Raw genomic sequence first — 15,675 nt, forward strand, 5'->3', positions numbered from 1 at the left:
CATGGACATCGACGCCGGGCGGTGATTGTTTTCCTCTAACAGGAGGAAACAGATGAAGATTTTGGTGATTGGAGCGGCCGGCATGATCGGGCGCAAACTTGTTGGCGCGCTGCTCGAACGCGGTCATCTCGGGGGGGAGGCTATCAACGGGCTGACGCTGGTCGACATCGTCGCCCCGGAAAGGCCGGCGACATTCCCATCCGCCAAAACCATTGCTGCCGATCTCTCGGCTCCGGGCAGCGCAGTCACTCTTCTCGAAGACCGCCCCGACGTCATCTTTCACCTTGCCGCCATCGTTTCGGGTGAGGCAGAGGCTGATTTCGACAAGGGTTATCGCATTAATCTCGACGGCACGCGCTATCTGCTCGAGGCCATCCGGCAAGCCGGGCAGGGCGGAGCCTATCGCCCCCGACTGATCTTCACCTCATCCATCGCCGTCTTCGGGGAACCCCTGCCGGCCGAAATTCCGGACGAGCAAGCGCTGACCCCACTCACCAGCTACGGCACGCAGAAGGCCATTGGCGAGCTGTTGCTGGCCGATTACTCGCGGCGCGGCTTTGTCGATGGCATCGGCATTCGCTTGCCGACGATCGCCATCCGCCCAGGAAAGCCCAACAAGGCGGCGTCAGGCTTTTTCTCCGGCATTATCCGCGAACCGCTGGCGGGCATTGAAGCGATCCTGCCGGTGAGCGAAGATGTTCGCCACTGGTTTGCCAGCCCGCGCGCAGCGGTCAATTTCCTGGTCCACGCCGCCGAAATGGACAGCTCGTCCCTCGGTCAGCGCCGCAGCCTCACCATGCCTGGCCTTGCCGCCACGGTTGGTGAGGAAATCGCTGCCCTGCGGCGGGTGGCGGGAGACAAGGCCGTGTCGCTGATCCGGCATGAACCCGACCCGGTCATTGCCGGCATTGTGGCCGGGTGGCCGCAGGCTTTTTCAGCCAATCGCGCGCTCGCCCTCGGTTTTGCCGCCGAGACGAGCTTTGACGACATCATCCGCGCCTATATCGAGGATGAGCTGGACGGACGCGTGGGCTAACGCTCTCCGCCACCGGGCTCGACCTGGACCAGAGGCTCGGCTGGGGCAGGCGCCGGCTCGCTCTCGCGCACCCGCGTTGCCCAGCCCGAGCCGTTCCAGTCGCGCACGTCGATGATGATCTCGTCGGGGGTGATGTGGACGAGATTGTAGGAATTGGCCTCACCGCGCAGGCGGGTTGAAATGGTCGATGAGGCCTGGGCCACAAGAATGGGCGCGACGGCCGACTGACGCAGCCCCACCGGCTCGCCTGCGGTCACCGTATCGGGCGCTTCGTGCCTGCGCACATAGGAAAGGTGGAAGTGGCCCGATAGTACGAGGCGCACGCCGAGGCGGGCAAAGGTCGCCAGCGCCTCGTCGGCGCGTTTGACCCGCTTGGTCTTCTGCATCATCGGTTCGGTGGGAAACAGTACCGGGTGATGCGCCACGATCACCCGCACCGCATCCGGAGAGGCCTGGGAAAAGCGTTCGTCCAGATCCTCGAGCTGGCTTCGCGAAATCGTGCCATGGCCCCAGTTCCATTCGAGCCGCGCCCGTCTAGACGTGCGCATGCCCAGAAAGGCAACGCCGTTCATCTCGAGAAAGGGCTCTGTGTCCTTGGCAATATAGCGGCGGTAGAGCCCATAGGGATTGAGGAAGCGCCGGAAGATGTTGATCGCCGGGACGTCGTGATTGCCGGGCACGGCAAAGACCGGGGCGCTCAGCGTATCAAGGAAGGCGCGGGCCTGTTCGAACTCCGCCTTGGTGCCGACCTGGGTGAAGTCGCCACTGATGACGATCAGATCAGGGTTGAGGCTCTCAATGTCGGCCGCCAGGGTTTCGGCTGCCGCCGGGTCATGGTGCCCGAAGTGCAGGTCGGAGAGATGGACGAACTTCATGGGGCCACCTCTTCGGCGTCAGCTGTGGGCGTATCGGGCGTGACTGCTGCGGGCGCGACGACGCACAGCGCATTGGGAAGAATCTCAAAGGTCATCGGCGTCGCCAGCTTTTCCACTTCGCCATCGAACATGACATTCATCGCACGTTTCCGCGTCGTCATGGTCACCTGTCGGGTCTTCAGAATGGTCAGTTCGCTGTCATTTTGCCAGTTGCCCATGACCATGCCACTGCAGAGGCGGAAGAAGTCCCGAATATTGAGGTGACTGAGAAAATAGACATAGAGGCTGCCCTCATCGAGACGCTGGCGTGAGAAGATGCGGCCTACGCCCTGTTCATAGGCATTGCTGGCAACGGCCAGCGCCTGCACCCGTTCGATCCGTGTTTCGCCGTCGCCCAGATCCATGGCCACCGCGAAGCGCTTGGTACGCGCCAGACGGCGGAGGATGAAGAGGAAAAACCCCAGCTTGGCGCGCAGATCCCTGCGGCCGCGGATGTGTTCGCGACCCGCTGCCAGTTCCGGAACCACGCCAACAACCACCTTGTGGAGGAACACTCGACCATCGACCCACCCCACATCGATTGTGCGGCAGGCTTGGGTCCCAAGCACGTCGAGCGCCAGATCGAGGTCGAGGGGGATATTGAGATCCTTGGCCAGCGCATTGACCGTACCCAAGGGCAGGATCCCGAGCTTCTTGTCCGAGCCGAGGATGGCGTTGGCGAGGGCGGTGATCGTCCCGTCACCGCCGGCCGCGACCACGATCGGGGCGGCGCTGGTCGCGGCCCGGATCAGACGTCCCTCCATCGGCTTGTCCATGTCGTCGTCGATTTCAGCCTGGAGGCCGCGCTCGGCCAGCCTGGCCGCGAGCTCAGCGCCGGTCATCGACAGGGCGCTGGCGGTGCCTGCTTTGGCATTGAGAAGAACGTGGCAAAGAGTCTGTTGCACGGAAATTCGCCTGTCTGGGGGACGGGAAAGGAATAACGATCCGCTGGCAAGATTGGTTCAGCCGGTGTCCGCCGCTGCAGAGAACTCAGTGCGATAAGTAGCTATGCGAATAGCGCCGGCAATCGGGTTCAAACCCGGTCCGGATGAGGATGGCGCGGGTGAGAACGGCCCTCAGCTCAGGTGTGCCCATGACCGCTTATGTCCGCGTTGCCGAAAAGCAGATCCCTCCGGGCCAGATGGCACTGTTGCTCTTTACCAACCGTGATGAACTTTGCGCCGGGATCATGGAGCATTGTCTGGACGGCACGTTGGAGCGGCGCGTGCCGGAGAACCCATCCCCCAATGATCTGGTGCTTGTGCTCTGTCGGCTGATGGCGCAGCTCCCGGACGATTCCGATGTCTATGTGGTCATAGAACCCGGCGCTTACTGGCCAGACATGTTTCCCGACATGAAGGTCTATCGGGAAAATGTCGCTGAATGAGATTGCGGCATTCGAGGTCGTTATCGGTTGAATAACCAGTAATTTCAAAACCGGAAAATATACGCGTATTCCACGATTACCGCGCCCCATCGAAGTGGGGATCATGATCGCCAGCAATGATTTCACCAATTGCTTCAGGAGTTGGTCGCGTGAGAAAACTGAAACTTGCTCTCGTTTTGATGTGTTCCGTATTCCTCTCGCCAAATTTTGCGAATGCGCAGGGGCTTCTCGACGGCGTGCTCGGTGGCAGCGGCGGCGGTGGCCTGCTCGGCGGGCTCACCGGCGGGTCGGAAGGGGGGCTTCTTGGCGACGGTGGCGGCTTGTCGCTCGGCGGCGGTGGCTCAGGTCCCGTTGGTCTTGGCCTCCTCGGTGGCGACGGCAATCTGATCGATCTCAATGTCGGCGGTCCCAATGGCATTGATGCCAGCGTGTCCCTGGGCGGCAGCCGCGGCCTGTTCGATGTCCAGGCTGGCGTCGGCGGACTGCTCGACGCCAATGTCAATATCGGCGGCCAGAACGGGTTGATAGGCATCGACGTCGGATTGGGCGGCGGTGGTGGCGGAGGCGGCGGCTCCAGCGGCGGCGGTGGTTCGGGCGGCGGCGGCAACGGCGGAGGCGGTAATGGCGGCGGCGGTAGCGGCTGGATCAGCTCGGGCGGCTCGTTGAGCTCCGGCAGTGTTCCGGCGGGCCAGGCCTGCGGCGGGGTCAGCTCAAGCCAGTTGATCGGGCTCTTTGAGCAAACCCGCGTGCGGGGATGGAACAGGGCTTCGGATATCAGGCTGGTGCCGATCCGCGTCTGTCCGGAACTGAGTCGGCAGATTTCCCGCTGGCTCGCCGACAATCGCGATTATCACCGCATGATCAGCGCGGTAGAAGGCGATGCCCTGATCATCGCAGCCCTCAGCCGGAGCAAATACCAGCCCGGCCATGTGCTCGGGGTCCAGCACAGCGGCAGCACGCTTACGGTCTACGTGTTCTGACCTGCCCCCCGGTCAGGCCGTTGGTCTGATCTTGGAGGAGGGGTCAGACCCGGTCGAAATTGGACGGCAGGATGATCATGTCGCGGATGGTGACACTGCGGCGCCGGCTCAGCATGAAGACAATGGCCTCGGCCACGTCTTCGGGTTCGATCAAGCCGCCGGTTTCCCGGGCCTTGCGCAGATTCTCTTCTGGCCAGTCGGCGAGAAGAGCCGACACAACGGGGCCGGGCGAAATCTGGCCGACGCGCACGCCATGCGGGATCATCTGCCGACGCATGCCCTGCACGAAACTGGTGATCGCCCATTTCGAGCCCGAATAGACGGGCTCCCAATAGGTCGGGAAATGCCCGGCCACCGAGCAGGTGACGATAATGTCGCCGGTCTTGCGCCCGATCATGTGGGGCAGCACGGCATGGACGTTTTTCATCACCGCATTGACGTTGAGATTGAGCATGCGATCGATGGCTTCGGGCGTCGTCTCGGTGAGGTCGCCGCCGATATAGATGCCGGCATTGCAATGGAGGATGTCGATATGCCCTATCTTTTCAAGGATATCCGGCACCATCGCGTTGCAGCTTTCGGGCTCCAGCAGGTCCGTCACCTGGGCAATGGCCTTGTCGCCGAGTTCCGCCGTCAGCGCGGCGAGCGCCGTGGCATTGCGGTCCACCAGAACCACTGTTGCGCCCTCGGCGAGAAGAGCCCTGGTGGTCGCAAGGCCGATCCCCGATGCGGCGCCGGTCACGACCGCTATTTTTCCGTCCATAGACAAAGTCTTCCTCCCCGTTGGTCCTCAAGGGGGCTCCCCCGGGCGCGTGGTTTCAAGCGCCCATCCCCTCTTGTCCGATCACAATGTTTGGCGGCCTTGCATTTTGCAATCGCGCGCAGCATGCTGTTAACGGCGGATTAACAGTCTTCCCTGATGTTCGGGGAGACTCCAAGGGCCGCAAGCCTTTGTTAATACAAGCGCAAAGGGCGAAATCCTGTCTGATACCTCAGTCCATTCGCCAAGTGTCCGACAGTGGGCCCGTAACGCCTTGGCCACGCTTGCGCTCGCAACCCTTCTTGGCGCCTGCTCGACCACCAGTGATGGCCCGGTCAGCGAAGCGCGGATCATCACGCCTGCCGATGCGCTCATCATTCCCCCGCCGGGCGGTCCTGCCATCGTCAATGTGGCGTCCACGACCTTTCCCAATGCGGTGCGGCAGGACATCTCGCTGGCAACCGATGCCCGCACGCCGGGCGAAAACAAGATCAGCATCGTGCGCTTTACCGCCAAGGGTGGCGATGGCAGCGACGCGCGCCTGCGCGACATTCCCTTCACCCAGGTCAACCTGACCCAGGAAGCCCTGACAGCCTGGCCCGGGACCGGCATGGCGGTCTCGCCCTATTTCGTGCAGAACGCCTATGGCCCCTTCGGCTACGCCATCGGCAAACCGCCCACAGGCGATACCTGTATCTATGCCTGGCAGCGCATCAGCCCCACGCTGAAGCCATCCGGAGCGGTCGATCGCGGCACCATCAATATCCGCCTCCAGCTCTGCCGCCGGGGCGCCAGCGAGCAGAGCCTGCTCGAAATCATGTATAAGCTGCGGCTCAACGTAGCCGTCTTCCCGCCCAATGCCGCCCCGGCCATCATCGGAAGCATCGGCAACCAGATCCGGCCCATTGGTGCAGCTGGCTTCAGCGAGGTCATTCCCTCCGCTCCTGCGCCGGTCGTGCGCCGGGCGCAGACGGTGACTGCCGCGCCGACGCCCACTGCGACGCCGGTCGCGATACCCACCCCGCCGATCGGCGCCCCGATCGTGCCGTCCCCGACCGGCACGACCACCGGGACAGGCCCCACTGTTCCCCGCCCACCATCAGGCACGGTGAATATTCCCTCGCCGCCTAGCACCGGCAACTAGTCCGGCACAGGAGCGACCATGTCCAAACCACTGACCATCTTCATCTGGCTGGTCATGGCTCTCGCCATGCTTGTCATCATCACCATACCGGTGAGCCTGCAGGTTCACCTGGTCATGGCGGTCTTGTTCCTGCTGTTCATGGCAGTGATCAAGCTGTTGCGGCTCGACGGCAACTGGCGACTGCTGCTTTTGACCTTCGGCACGGTTATCGTGCTGCGCTACGCGTTCTGGCGCACCACCAGCACCATTCCGCCGATCGACCAATGGGCCGACTTTATCCCCGGGCTCATCCTCTACCTGGCAGAGATGTACTGCATTCTCATGCTGTTCCTCAGCCTGTTCGTGGTTGTGCGGCCCATTCCGCCGCGCCCGTCCGTTCGGCTGCGTCCGGATGATCCGGTCCCGTTCGTCGACGTGTTCATCCCCACCTACAACGAGGACTATGACCTCCTGGCCGGCACGCTTGCCGCCGCCAAAGGCATGGATTACCCGGTCGACCGGTTCAAGGTCTGGCTGCTCGACGATGGCGCCACCGAGGCCAAGCGCAACAGCTCCGATCCCGATGCTGCTGTCGAAGCGCAGGAGCGATACGACCAGCTGCGCCAGCTCTGCGACGAACTGGGCTGCCACTACCTGACCCGCGCCCGCAACGAGCACGCCAAGGCTGGCAATCTCAATAATGGCCTTGCGCACTCCTCCGGCGAATTTGTCGCCGTGTTCGACGCCGACCATGCGCCGGCCCGGGATTTCCTCCAGGAAACCGTTCCCTATTTCGCTGGGGATCATCGCCTCTTCCTCGTGCAGACCCCGCACTTCTTCCTCAATCCCGATCCGGTGGAGCGCAATCTGCGTACCTTCGAGGTCATGCCGTCTGAAAACGAGATGTTCTACGGCATCATCCAGCGCGGGCTCGATCGCTGGAACGCGGCCTTCTTCTGTGGCTCGGCGGCGCTCCTGCGGCGCGAAGCCCTCGAAGTAACCAATGGCTTTGCCGGCCGGAGCATCACCGAAGACTGCGAGACGGCGCTCGAGCTGCACAGCCGCGGCTGGAACTCGATCTATGTCGACCGACCGCTGGTAGCGGGCCTCCAGCCAGCGACCTTCTCGAGCTTCATCGGCCAGCGCAGCCGCTGGGCGCAGGGCATGATGCAGATCATGCTGTTCAGCTTTCCGCTGTTCAAGCCGGGCCTGCGGCTGGCGCAGCGACTGGCCTATCTCTCCTCGACGATGTTCTGGCTTTTCCCGCTGCCGCGCATCATCTTCCTCTTCGCACCGCTGTTTTATCTCTTCTTCGACCTGCAGATCTTCACCGCTTCAGGCGGCGAGTTCGCGGCCTATACACTGACCTATTTCTTCGCGAACCTCGTGATGCAGAACTCGCTGTTCGGGCGCTGGCGCTGGCCGTGGATTTCCGAGCTCTACGAATATATCCAGTCGGTGCACCTTCTGGGCGCGATCCTGTCGGTGCTGCGCAACCCGTCCAAGCCGACGTTTAACGTGACGGCCAAGGACGAAAGCGTCGACACGTCGCGCCTGTCCGAACTGGCACGCCCGTTCTACCTGATCTTCCTCTTGCTCGTGATCACCGTCGGCATGACCGTCTTCAAGATCTTCAACGAGCCCTATCAGGCCGAAATCACCATGGTGGTGGGCGGCTGGAACCTCTTCAACCTGATCCTGGCCGGTTGTGCATTGGGCGTGGTTTCGGAGCGCCGCGAAGTGCGCGCCAGCCGCCGCGTCGCTGTGGAACGCCGTTGCGAAGTCCAGGGTGCCGATGGCACCTGGTCGAAGGGCACCATTGTCAATGTGTCGAGCGGTGGCCTCGCCCTGCGCCTGCCTGCAGGACCGCTCGGGCTTGCACGCGGCGCACCGACCGCGATCCGCTTTACCCCGCTGTCCGATACCGGCGGCAATGAGATGTCGGTCGTCGTGCGCTCCACCGGTTCGGAAGGGAAGGGCGCCATGCTCGGCTGCCGCTTCACGCCCCAGCGCGGCCAGGACTATCGCCTTATCGCCGATCTGCTCTACGCCAACTCCGCCACCTGGGCGCAGCGCCAGAAGTCGCGGCAGGTCAATATCGGCATCCTGCGCGGCACGGCACGCTTCCTCGGCCAGGCGCTCTATCAAACCGGACGCGGGCTTGGCTATCTCCTGCGCTTTGGCTCCAAGCGGAGTGGCGCCCATGATTGATCGTACCCTGCTCGCCGGCTTGTTGCTCTCTGTTGCCATGGTGCCCGCCCTGGCCCAGCCTGCGCCGTTCGACATGACGCCCGAAAGTGGCCTCGTTCCGCCCGCGCCGATCCCGACCGTCCCCGTGCCGGTAGAAGTCGCTCCCGAACCGGCCCCGGCCGTCCACACGCGCTATCTCCTGCCCACGCCCAGCGTGCGCCTCGCCGGCGAAGAGAGCCGCCACGCCATCGTCTTCTATCTGACCCAGGCCGAAGCCGAGAGCGCAGCGCGGCTGAGCCTGAGCTATCTCAACGCCGTGATGGTGGCACCGGAGTTCTCGAGCCTCGGCTTTTCCATCAACCAGACCTCGGTGTCCCGTACGCCGATCGCCGCCTCCTCGGCCCGGAGCGCGGTCAGCGTCGGCATTCCCGCAGGCCTCTTGCGGCCCGGCCCCAATATCCTCGAGATCCACGCCTCCCAGCGGCATCGGACGGACTGCACCATTCAGTCCACCTATGAACTCTGGACCGACCTGACCTCCGACGGCCTGCAACTTCATTTCGACAGTCCCGAGATTGCCGGCATCAGCCAGCTGGCCGATCTCGCCGCGGTCGGCGTTGGTGTTGATGGCCACACTCGGCTCCGAGTGCTGGCCGGTGACCTCGGCGATGCACAGACCATGAGCGCGGCGCTCCGGCTGATCCAGCAGATGGCGATTGCCCTGCGCGTGGCCGATCCGCGGATCGAGATTGTCGATGCGCTTTCTGCCACGGCTGAGCCCGGTGTGCTCGACGTCGTCATCGGCACGGCCCAATCCCTGCCGGCCGAATTGGCTGAGATGAGTGGCGCGGCCGCCTCAGGGCCTCTGGTTACCATGGCTTCTCTGGCGAGCGGCGCGCCGACCCTGGTCCTGTCCGGCCCCGACTGGGCAAGCATCGCCCGCAGCGGGAATGATCTTGTTGCCGCCGCACCGGCCTCGTCCTCCCGTCCGCGCGTCGATCTCGGCTATCCCGTGCCGCTGATGGAAGGCGGCTCGGCGATCGAGCTGGCGGCGCTCGGCGCCAATACGGTCGAGTTCAACGGACGGCGCTTTACCACGCGCTTCCAGTTCGAACTGCCGCCCGATTTCTACTCCTATCGCTATGGCAATGCCGAGCTGGCGCTCGACGCCGCCTATTCGTCCGACGTTCAGCCGGGCAGCGAAATCGACATCTACACCAATGGCCAGATCGCCTCGGCCACGCCGTTGCTGCAGACCGACGGCGGGCTGTTGCGCAACACGATCATCCGCGTGCCGATGACCAATCTGCGTCCCGGCCGCAACGAGGTCGATATCGCGGTCAATCTGAACACGACCTCGGATCAGGCGTGCCCGGTCGGCTGGACCGGCGACGCCCCGACGCGTTTTGTCTTTTCCGGCAGCTCGAAACTGCGTCTGTCCGAATATGCCCGGGCCGCGGCGCTGCCCGACCTGCGCCTGCTTACCGGCGCCGCCTGGCCCTATGTGCTGGACGAAGACGTACCGATAGCTGTGGGGCAGGACACGGAGTCCGAAACGGCGGCCCTGACGCTGGCAGCGCGCCTCGCTACTGCCTCGGGCAAAATCACGCCGCTGACGGTCACCTCCGATACCCAGCTGGCGGCTGACCGCAATGTGCTGGTGGTCAAGCCTGTCGCCTCCATCACCGGCGACATCCTCGCCCGCACGGGTCTCTCCGATGGACGCGCGGGCGGCATCGGGCGAGATGCTTCCGTGCTCGACCAGTTTGCCTCCGAAACCATTGCCCGCCCCTTGCCGGGGGCACTCGACTGGTTCCTCGACCGGGTTGGCCTCCAGATCGACGATCTGCGCGTCCTGCCGGAGCGGGATCAGGCCGTGGGGATCAATAATTCGGTCGTTCTGGCTCAGGCTCGCCAGTCTGAAGGCGGGATCTGGACCGTTCTCACCGCAGCCGATGGCCCGCGCCTCGTATCGGGGATCAACCAGCTGGTCGAGACCCGCCACTGGCGCGAGATCAATGGACGAGCCAGTACCATTGCCCCGACCGACGAGACGATCACGGCAACTTCGGCTGCCAATCCCGTGCTCGACGTCACATCCTTCTCGCTGACCAATCTGCGGCTCGTCGCTGCAAATTGGTTCTCCGCCAACATTTTGATGTTCACCGCACTGATTACGGCCGCGTGCGTTCTGCTGATGATCGCGACATCTCTCATGCTCAAACAGCTCGGACGCAGGCAATGACATCGAACATCTGGGGAGCGGCCCTTGCGGCCATGCTCATGATCCAGCCCGCAACGGCCGCCTCAACCATACTCGCCGAAGAATGGGACAGCTACCGCACCGCCTATATCAGCGAGGCTGGGCGGATCGTGGACTATGCCAATAACAGCATCAGCCACAGCGAAGGGCAGGGCTATGGCCTCATCCTTTCCGTGCTGGCGGGCGATCGGGCGACATTCGAGCGCGTCTGGGAGTTCACCGAGACCGAGCTCATGGTCCGCGACGACGGCCTTGCCGCGTGGCGCTGGGAGCCGGAGGCCGATCCCAGGGTGACCGATCCCAACAACGCCACCGATGGCGACATGCTGATCGCCTATGGCCTGGTTCTGGCGGGTCACGCCTGGAACGAACAGGCCTATCTTGATCGAGCCACCAGCATGGTCCGCACCATCGGTCATGATCTGCTGACCGCAGTGCAGGACAGGCCGGTGATCCTCCCCGGCGCTGTCGGCTTTGTCAGCGAAGAGACCGGCGCCGTCGTCCTCAACCCCTCCTATTGGGTGTTCGAGACCATCCCGGTCTTTGCCCAGCTCGACCCGACCATCAACTGGAATGCGGTCACCGAGAGCGGTCTCGATATCCTGGCGCGCGCCGCCGAAACCCGCACGGGCATTCCGGCCGACTGGGTCGTGCTCGAGGGCGACACACTTGTGCCGGCTGAAAACTTTCCGCCGGAATTCGGCTATAATGGCATCCGCATCCCGCTCTATCTGATGCGCGCCGGGCTCGATCCCTCCTATCTTGAGCCGTTTCTTGCCAATTCCGACGCCTCGGGCCTGCGCAAGATCGATGTGGTGACCGGCGCTGTGCTCGAACCCATTTCCGAGCCCGGCTATCGCCTCATCGAGGCGAGCATGAAATGCACGCTGACCAATCAACCCATCCCCGCCGAACTGGCCCAGATGCAGGCAACCAGCTATTATGCGGCGACGCTGCAATTGCTGCTGCTCGACCATCTGCGGCGAGAGCGGCCTGATTGCCTCGAGAAAGGCCCCCTCTGATGCGGCTGAGTACCTATCTTGGCGGGCTGGGATTGCTGAGCAGCACTATCCTGCCGGTGTTCGCCCAGGATGCCGGAGTGCCGGCACCGGCCACCATTGTTGTGGCCCAGGATGCCTCGGCCATCCAGCCGCTTGCCGGCGCCCGCCCGTTCATGGTGGCGCTACCCTTCGCCGTCGCCGGGGAAAGAGCGCCGGGTGAGCCGGTGGTGCGCCACACGCCGACCGGCGTGGTGCAGTCGCTGATGGCCCAGATCACTCCGGCGCCAGAGCCCGCGCAGGCGCCAAATGCCGTCGACGAAACGGCCCTGCGTTATTTCGCCCAGAACGGCGACGAGGTACGGGTCCAGCGCGAGATCGAGCGCCTCAAGGCCCTTCACCCCGGCTGGCAGCCACCGGCCAATCTCCTCTCGCAGGACTATGTGCCCGATCCCGATATCGTCGAGATCTGGGAGATGTTCAGCAATGGCGATTTTGACGGCGCGCGCGCTGCCATCGCTGCCAAGCAGGCCGCTGATCCGAGCTTTGTGCCGTCGACCGATCTCCTGCAAAGCCTTGCCAGCGGCGAGTCCGTCTCGCGTCTGCGCACTGCCTCCGATGCAAAGGACTATCAGGCCGTCATCACCATTGCCGCCAGCAACCCGCAACTGCTGGTCTGCAGCTCCGTCGATAATCTCTGGCGCCTTGCCGAAGCCTTTGCGCAGACCGGCAGCCTCGCCCGCTCGGTCGATGCCTATGCCTATGTCCTGTCCAACTGCACGGACGCGCAGGAGCGCTACGCCACCATGCAGAAGGCCATGGAGCAACTGCCGCGCGCCGAACTCGATCCGCTCCTTGCCATGGAGCGTCCCGATGCGGCCGGGGTTGGAGAGTTCAACGGACTTCGCCTCGATCTGGCGCGTCGCGCCGTTTCCGCTGCGCTGGACGACGGGCCCGCACCCGGACCTGCTGATCTTGCCCTGCTCGAGCAATCGGCGACGGCCACCAAGAACGGCGAGGATCTACAGCTCCTGGGCTATTTCGAGCTCAGCCGGAACCGCCCCAATGAGGCGCGCCGCCTGTTCCAGACTGCCCATGAGGCTGCCCCAAGTGCGGCCACCGCCGAGGGACTGGCCGTGACGCTGCTGCAGCTACAGGATGGCGAAGAGGCCGAAGGCGTCCTCGCGGCCTACCGCGACGAAAGCGAGGAGCTGACCGCGCTCTACCTTCAGGCCGCTGCCGCCTATCTCGCCACCGAGCCGCGCCGCAATATCAGCGAAAATGTGCTCGGCCGCATCGTCGATACCGCCATGTCGGCGCGCGACGCCAATACGGCCCAGGAGCTCGGCTGGTATTCCTATGCCTTCCAGCAGCCGCAGACAGCGTTTGAGTGGTTCACCGTTGCCCTGCGTTTCCAGCCCGATCTGGAGCCGGCGGCCTATGGGCTGATGGTGGCGGCGAACGCTCTGGGAGATGCGACGACTGTGCAGTCGATCCGCAACCAATGGGCCGGGCGCTCCGCCCGCATCTCCGATTTCGGCAAGACTTCCGCCACCACCCAGCCGCCTGCGGCCGCGCCTGTCCCCGTTCCCGTCGCCCAGCGCCCGTCCGCGCCGGTACAGGCTGCGCCGGTACAGTCCGCGCGTCAGCCGACCAATCAGGTGGCCAGCGAACTCAGTGTCGACCCCAGCCCGCAGCGCAGCTCCGGGGGCCGTCGCTGCGAGAACTTTGTTCCTGCCGCCAGCCTTTCGGCGTCAAACGCCCTCAGCCATGCCTGGTGCCTGATGGATCTCAATCGTCCGGCGCAAGCGGTGGACCACTTCGCCCGGGCGCTTCAATCGGGCTCCGAGCGGGTGCGTTCGGACGCAGCCTATGGTCAGTCACTGGCCTTCATTCGCCTCGGCCTGCCACACGAAGCCGCGGTTGCCGCCGCCGCCGCGCCGGTCACCAATGCCCGTGCGCTTGAGCTTGAGGTGGCCATCCTTACCCAGCAGGCTACCAGCGCCTATGGCGTCGGCGATTATGCCAAGGCTCTCGCCATCCTCGATGCCCGCTCCAGATATGCCGCCGAGCGCAATGACCTGCTGACCCTGCGCGCCTGGAGCTACTACCACCTGCGCCGCTATCGCGAAGCCCAGCGCATTTTCTCCGCCGTTGCCGCCACCGGCTATGGCGAGGCCCTCGCCGGGCTCGAAGCCGCGACTTCCGCGCTCGCCCGCTCGCTCGTCCAATAATGCGGCCGCAGGGTTGAACCTCTAGCCCCGTTCTGGCAAACCTCGTCCCAGTCGACTTGGACCCGGTGCAATTCCGGGTGGCTCTTCCGGCCGCCGATCCGCCGGACAATCCAGACATCGCCGCGCCAATCCTTAGAAGGCGCCGCGCAGATATTGCTGGACCCTCCCGATGAACTTTGTGTCTTCCCTCCGCCGCGACTGGTTTTCCAATGTGCGTGGCGATCTCCTGTCCGGCCTTGTCGTCGCCCTGGCGTTGATCCCCGAAGCCATTGGCTTTTCGCTCATCGCAGGTGTCGATCCCAAGGTCGGGCTCTATGCCTCGGTCATCATCGCCATCGTCATTTCGTTTGCTGGCGGGCGCCCGGCGATGATCTCGGCTGCCACCGCCGCCACGGCGGTGTTGATGGGCTCGCTGGTGCGCGAGCACGGGCTGGACTATCTCCTCGCCGCCACCATCCTCGCCGGCGTCATCCAGATCGGCCTGGGCCTCGCGCGCGTCGGCTATATCATGCGCTTCGTCTCGCGTTCGGTGATCACCGGCTTCGTCAATGCGCTGGCCATCCTCATTTTCATGGCACAATTGCCCGAGCTGACCGGCGTCACCTGGCAAAGCTATGTGATGATCGCGGCGGGCCTGGCCATCCTCTACCTCTTCCCGCGCATCACGAAGGCCATCCCATCGCCGCTGGTGTGCATTCTCATCCTCACCGCAGTCGCACTGGCCTTCGGCATTGATACGCGCTCCGTTGCGGATCTGGGCACGCTGCCCGATGCGCTGCCGACCCTGCTGCTGCCCAATGTGCCGCTCAGCCTCGACACCTTTCTGATTATCCTGCCTTATTCCATCGCGGTGGCGACTGTGGGCCTCCTCGAAAGCCTCCTGACTGCCTCCATCGTCGACCAGATGACCGAGACCACCAGCGACAAGAACCGCGAGAGCATCGGCCAGGGCATCGCCAATTTCGTCTCCGGCTTCTTCGGCGGCATGGCGGGTTGCGCCATGATCGGCCAGTCCACCATCAACGTAAAGCTGGGCGGGCGCACGCGCCTTTCGACCTTTGCGGCCGGAGCGATCCTGCTCTTCTTGCTTGTGGTGCTTGGCGATTGGGTCGGGCTCATCCCCATGCCCGCGCTGGTGGCGATCATGATCATGGTCGCTATCGGCACCTTCAACTGGGGGTCGCTGCGCGATCTCGCCTCTCACCCGCGCCGCTCGAGCGTGGTCATGCTGGCAACAGTTGCGACTGTCCTTGGCACGCATAATCTGGCGCTGGGTGTTGGCGTCGGCGTGCTGCTCTCGGGCATTTTCTTTGCCTGGAAAGTCGCGCAGATCTTTCGGGTCACCGCATCCCTCTCTGAGGATGGCGAAACGCGCACATATCGCATCGAGGGCCAGTTGTTCTTCGCCACGGCCGAGGAATTCCTGGCCGCCATGGATTTTGCCGAGCCGCCGCGCCGGGTTCGCATTGACCTCGAAGCAGCCCATCTCTGGGATCTGACCGGGGTCAACGCCATCGACACGGCCGTGCTCAAGTTCCGCAAGGCCGGCGCCGAGGTGGAGATCATCGGCCTCAACGAAGCCAGCGCCACGATCATGGACAAGTTCGCTGTGCACGACCGCCCCGGTGCCCTCGAGCGCATGCTCGGGCACTAGTCCGGGGCCGCTCCCTAAGCCTCGCCATCGCCGATCAAGGCGGTGGCTGTTCGCCAGAAATGAGGACTTGCCGCCCTCGTCCCTAAATCAGTGGAGCTATCGCCTAATCCATCGGCACATTGCCCGGGTGCACAAC

At 64.0% G+C, this 15,675-nt stretch carries 12 protein-coding genes and 1 other annotated feature; of the genes, 9 read left to right on the top strand and 3 right to left on the bottom strand.

What is annotated here, in order from left to right; translation table 11 throughout:
• Nucleotides 1-52: 52 nt before the first annotated feature.
• On the top strand, nucleotides 53-1,036 hold the full coding sequence (gene denD / locus NYQ88_RS03970) for a D-erythronate dehydrogenase (protein WP_275653677.1): 984 nt from the start codon (nucleotides 53-55) through the stop codon (nucleotides 1,034-1,036).
• On the opposite strand, the gene NYQ88_RS03975 is transcribed toward denD, so the two are convergent.
• Both NYQ88_RS03975 and NYQ88_RS03980 read right to left on the bottom strand, forming a co-directional pair.
• Entirely contained in the window at nucleotides 1,033-1,911 is an 879-nt protein-coding gene (locus tag NYQ88_RS03975) for a metallophosphoesterase (protein WP_275653678.1), read from the bottom strand. The genes denD and NYQ88_RS03975 overlap by 4 nt on opposite strands.
• Nucleotides 1,908-2,855, bottom strand: coding sequence for a diacylglycerol kinase family protein (locus NYQ88_RS03980; RefSeq protein ID WP_275653679.1), 948 nt, complete (start codon nucleotides 2,853-2,855; stop codon nucleotides 1,908-1,910). The genes NYQ88_RS03975 and NYQ88_RS03980 overlap by 4 nt, the downstream gene beginning before the upstream one ends.
• 188 nt (nucleotides 2,856-3,043) lie before the next feature.
• Here NYQ88_RS03980 and NYQ88_RS03985 point away from each other — a divergent pair, with 188 nt between their 5' ends.
• Nucleotides 3,044-3,337 carry a hypothetical protein gene (locus tag NYQ88_RS03985; RefSeq protein WP_275653680.1) on the top strand — a complete coding sequence of 98 codons (294 nt, stop codon included), beginning with the start codon at nucleotides 3,044-3,046 and terminating at the stop codon, nucleotides 3,335-3,337.
• Nucleotides 3,338-3,486: 149 nt separating this feature from the next.
• The gene (locus tag NYQ88_RS03990; protein ID WP_275653681.1) at nucleotides 3,487-4,317 is read left to right on the top strand and encodes a hypothetical protein; all 831 of its coding nucleotides are present in this window, start codon (nucleotides 3,487-3,489) and stop codon (nucleotides 4,315-4,317) included.
• A gap of 43 nt (nucleotides 4,318-4,360) precedes the next feature.
• Here the strand turns inward: NYQ88_RS03990 and NYQ88_RS03995 are convergent, their stop codons facing one another.
• Nucleotides 4,361-5,080: an SDR family oxidoreductase gene (locus NYQ88_RS03995; RefSeq protein WP_275653682.1), complete on the bottom strand. Its 720-nt coding sequence runs from the start codon at nucleotides 5,078-5,080 to the stop codon at nucleotides 4,361-4,363.
• Between the two features lie 271 nt (nucleotides 5,081-5,351).
• Between NYQ88_RS03995 and bcsN the strand changes: the two genes are divergently transcribed.
• The 6 genes from bcsN to NYQ88_RS04025 all read left to right on the top strand — a co-directional run bounded on the left by bcsN (nucleotide 5,352) and on the right by NYQ88_RS04025 (nucleotide 15,539).
• Nucleotides 5,352-6,221 carry a cellulose biosynthesis protein BcsN gene (gene bcsN / locus NYQ88_RS04000; protein ID WP_275653683.1) on the top strand — a complete coding sequence of 290 codons (870 nt, stop codon included), beginning with the start codon at nucleotides 5,352-5,354 and terminating at the stop codon, nucleotides 6,219-6,221.
• 18 nt (nucleotides 6,222-6,239) lie between these two features.
• Complete coding sequence (gene bcsA / locus NYQ88_RS04005; protein ID WP_275653684.1) at nucleotides 6,240-8,411, top strand: UDP-forming cellulose synthase catalytic subunit; 2,172 nt, start codon at nucleotides 6,240-6,242, stop codon at nucleotides 8,409-8,411.
• Complete coding sequence (locus NYQ88_RS04010) at nucleotides 8,404-10,635, top strand: cellulose biosynthesis cyclic di-GMP-binding regulatory protein BcsB (protein WP_275653685.1); 2,232 nt, start codon at nucleotides 8,404-8,406, stop codon at nucleotides 10,633-10,635. The genes bcsA and NYQ88_RS04010 overlap by 8 nt, the downstream gene beginning before the upstream one ends.
• Nucleotides 10,632-11,675 (top strand): glycosyl hydrolase family 8, encoded by a 1,044-nt coding sequence (locus NYQ88_RS04015; protein ID WP_275653686.1) that lies wholly within the window; start codon nucleotides 10,632-10,634, stop codon nucleotides 11,673-11,675. Before NYQ88_RS04010 ends, NYQ88_RS04015 begins: the two co-directional genes overlap by 4 nt.
• Nucleotides 11,675-13,885: a cellulose synthase gene (locus NYQ88_RS04020; RefSeq protein ID WP_275653687.1), complete on the top strand. Its 2,211-nt coding sequence runs from the start codon at nucleotides 11,675-11,677 to the stop codon at nucleotides 13,883-13,885. The genes NYQ88_RS04015 and NYQ88_RS04020 overlap by 1 nt, the downstream gene beginning before the upstream one ends.
• A 55-nt stretch (nucleotides 13,886-13,940) precedes the next feature.
• Nucleotides 13,941-13,996: a sequence feature (sul1 is cis-regulatory element that is thought to sense ions involved in sulfur or methionine metabolism; They are found in Alphaproteobacteria), on the top strand.
• A 58-nt stretch (nucleotides 13,997-14,054) separates the two neighbouring features.
• A complete protein-coding gene (locus NYQ88_RS04025; RefSeq protein WP_275653688.1) occupies nucleotides 14,055-15,539 on the top strand; it encodes a SulP family inorganic anion transporter in 1,485 nt (494 codons plus the stop codon).
• Nucleotides 15,540-15,675 lie beyond the last annotated feature (136 nt).

Source organism: Devosia sp. SD17-2 (assembly GCF_029201565.1).
In the GTDB taxonomy this organism is placed as follows: Bacteria; Pseudomonadota; Alphaproteobacteria; order Rhizobiales; family Devosiaceae; genus Devosia.

What these genes read in the sequence shown, in the direction of transcription:
- NYQ88_RS04015 (WP_275653686.1), top strand. Translation starts at nt 10,632, where the DNA reads ATGACATCGAACATCTGGGGAGCGGCCCTTGCGGCCATGCTCATGATC.
- NYQ88_RS03985 (WP_275653680.1), top strand. Translation starts at nt 3,044, where the DNA reads ATGACCGCTTATGTCCGCGTTGCCGAAAAGCAGATCCCTCCGGGCCAG.
- NYQ88_RS03975 (WP_275653678.1), bottom strand. Translation starts at nt 1,911, where the DNA reads ATGAAGTTCGTCCATCTCTCCGACCTGCACTTCGGGCACCATGACCCG.
- NYQ88_RS04020 (WP_275653687.1), top strand. Translation starts at nt 11,675, where the DNA reads ATGCGGCTGAGTACCTATCTTGGCGGGCTGGGATTGCTGAGCAGCACT.
- denD (WP_275653677.1), top strand. Translation starts at nt 53, where the DNA reads ATGAAGATTTTGGTGATTGGAGCGGCCGGCATGATCGGGCGCAAACTT.
- NYQ88_RS04025 (WP_275653688.1), top strand. Translation starts at nt 14,055, where the DNA reads ATGAACTTTGTGTCTTCCCTCCGCCGCGACTGGTTTTCCAATGTGCGT.
- NYQ88_RS04010 (WP_275653685.1), top strand. Translation starts at nt 8,404, where the DNA reads ATGATTGATCGTACCCTGCTCGCCGGCTTGTTGCTCTCTGTTGCCATG.
- NYQ88_RS03995 (WP_275653682.1), bottom strand. Translation starts at nt 5,080, where the DNA reads ATGGACGGAAAAATAGCGGTCGTGACCGGCGCCGCATCGGGGATCGGC.
- bcsA (WP_275653684.1), top strand. Translation starts at nt 6,240, where the DNA reads ATGTCCAAACCACTGACCATCTTCATCTGGCTGGTCATGGCTCTCGCC.